The following is a 2719-nucleotide window of genomic DNA, read 5'->3' as shown; positions in this document are numbered from 1 at the left end:
AAGCCGATGCTGGACTGGGTGGACTGGGAGCGGTGGGGGTGGACGGGGGTGGTGAGCCTCGCCTCCGACACGGCCGACCCGGACAACGTGTACGCCGCCGTGGGCACGTACACCAACAGCTGGGACCCGACGAACGGCGCGGTCCTGCGCTCCTCGGACCGTGGCGCCTCCTGGAAGGCGGCCACCCTCCCCTTCAAGCTCGGCGGCAACATGCCCGGACGGGGGATGGGGGAGCGGCTCGCGGTCGATCCGAACAAGAACTCCGTGCTGTACCTGGGCGCGCCCAGCGGCAACGGACTCTGGCGGTCCACCGATTCGGGCGTCTCCTGGTCCGAGGTGACGGCCTTCCCCAACCCGGGCGACTACGTGGCCGACCCGTCCGACACCAGCGGATACGGCAACGACGGCCAGGGCATCGTCTGGGTGACGTTCGACGAGCGCTCCGGCGGTGCGGGCAGTGTCACGAAGGACGTCTACGTCGGGGTCGCCGACAAGGAGAACACCGTCTACCGCTCCACGGACGGCGGCACCACCTGGTCGCGGATCGCCGGCCAGCCCACCGGCTACCTCGCGCACAAGGGCGTACTCGACTCCGCGACCGGCCACCTCTATGTGACGCTGAGCGACACGGGCGGCCCCTACGACGGCGGCAAGGGCCGGATCTGGCGGTACGACACGGCGTCGGGTGAGTGGAAGGACGTCAGCCCGGTGGCCGAGGCCGACACCTTCTACGGCTTCGGCGGGCTGTCCGTGGACCGGCAGAAGCCCGGCACCCTGATGGCGGCCGCCTACAGCGCCTGGTGGCCCGACACCCAGATCTTCCGCTCCACGGACAGCGGCGCCACCTGGACCCAGGCATGGGACTACGACGGCTACCCGAACCGCTCCAACCGCTACACCCTGGACGTCTCCTCCGTCCCGTGGCTCTCCTGGGGCGCCGACCCGGCCCCGCCCGAGACCGCCCCCAAGCTGGGCTGGATGACGGAGGCGCTGGAGATCGACCCGTTCGACTCCGACCGGATGATGTACGGCACCGGTGCGACGGTCTACGGCACGGAGAACCTCACCGCCTGGGATTCCGGCGGGACCCTCAGCATCACGCCGATGGTGAAGGGGATCGAGGAGACGGCCGTCAACGACCTGGCGAGCCCGCCGTCGGGCGCACCCCTGCTGAGCGCGCTCGGCGACATCGGGGGCTTCCGGCACACGGACCTCGACGCGGTACCGGCCATGATGTACACCTCTCCGAACCTCGACACGACCACCAGCCTGGACTTCGCGGAGCGTTCGCCCGGCACGGTCGTCCGGGTCGGTGACTCCGGCACCGCCCCGCACATCGGCTTCTCCACCGACAACGGGGCCAACTGGTTCCAGGGGGCGGAACCTTCGGGCGTCACCGGCGGGGGCACGGTCGCGGCGGCGGCGGACGGCAGCGGCTTCGTCTGGAGCCCGGAGGGCGCGGGGGTCCACCACACCACGGGGTACGGCACCTCCTGGGCCGCGTCCACCGGCATCCCCGCCGGCGCCACCGTCGAGTCCGACCGCGAGAACCCCAAGAAGTTCTACGGGTTCAAGGCGGGCACCTTCTACCTCTCCACCGACGGCGGCGCCACCTTCACCGCCGAGGCCACCGGGCTGCCGGCCGAGGGCAACGTCCGCTTCCAGGCACTGCCCGGCGCCGAGGGCGACCTCTGGTTCGCGGGCGGATCGGACACCGGCGCGTACGGCCTGTGGCGCTCCACCGACTCCGGGGCGACCTTCACCCGGTTCGCCGGAGTCGAGCAGGCCGACAGCGTGGGCTTCGGCAAGGCGGCGCCGGGAGCCTCGTACCGGACGGTCTTCGTCAGCGCGAAGATCGGCGGGGTGCGCGGCATCTTCCGGTCCACGGACGCCGGTGCGAGCTGGACGAGGATCAACGACGACGCCCGTCAGTGGGGCTGGACCGGCGCCGCGATCACCGGTGACCCGCGGGTCTACGGGCGGGTCTACGTCTCCACCAACGGGCGTGGAATCCAGGTGGGCGAGCCCTCGGACAGCGGCGGCGGCACGGACCCGGGCCCCGGCCCCGGCACCGACCCGGGTCCCGAGCAGCCCGGGGACGCCCCCTGCGCGGTGACGTACGCGGTCACCAACCAGTGGCCGGGCGGCTTCCAGGCCGATGTGACGGTCACCAACACCGGCGGCGCGGCGTACGACGGCTGGCAGCTCGGCTGGTCGTTCCCCGGCGGGCAGAGCATCAGCCAGATGTGGAACGCCTCGCACCGGCAGGACGGGGCGAAGGTGACCGTGACGGATGCCGGCTGGAACGGCAGGGTGGCCCCCGGCTCCTCGGCGGGCTTCGGCTTCACCGGCAGCTGGACGGGGAGCAACGCCGAGCCGACCGCGTTCACCCTCGACGGTGAGGCCTGCGCGGTGCGCTGAGGCACCCGGCGGGTGCGCGCGGGGTCCGGCGGCGGTACGCCGGGCCCCGCGCGGCACTCACCGACGGCCCGTCAGCTGTCGCCCCGGTGAAGGGTAGTTGCTCACCGCGCGGCCGTCGGCGCGGGACGATGACGGTCACACCTCACGCACCGGCCCCTCCCCGTCGGCCGGGACCCGTCCGGGGCCTGGGCCCCCCTCAGGAACGTCCCGCCCGGGCAGTCGCGGCGTGCTCTCGGGCGGTACAGGCGCCCCGCCCGTACCCGCCCGGGTCGGCGGAGCCGGAGCCACCGGGGCGGGG

1 protein-coding gene is annotated in these 2719 nt (G+C 73.0%); it reads left to right on the top strand.

The features are described from left to right. Positions 1–2421 (top strand): cellulose binding domain-containing protein (locus IH13_RS0134145; protein ID WP_037843222.1); only part of this gene is annotated, 2421 nt, incomplete at its 5' end. Between the last annotated feature and the right edge of the window lie 298 nt (positions 2422–2719).

Source organism: Streptomyces sp. NRRL WC-3549, from assembly GCF_000721935.1.
Classification (GTDB): domain Bacteria; phylum Actinomycetota; class Actinomycetes; order Streptomycetales; family Streptomycetaceae; genus Streptomyces.
The sequence above is the reverse complement of the archived record's forward strand: the minus strand, read 5'-3'. Positions and strand labels throughout refer to the sequence as shown.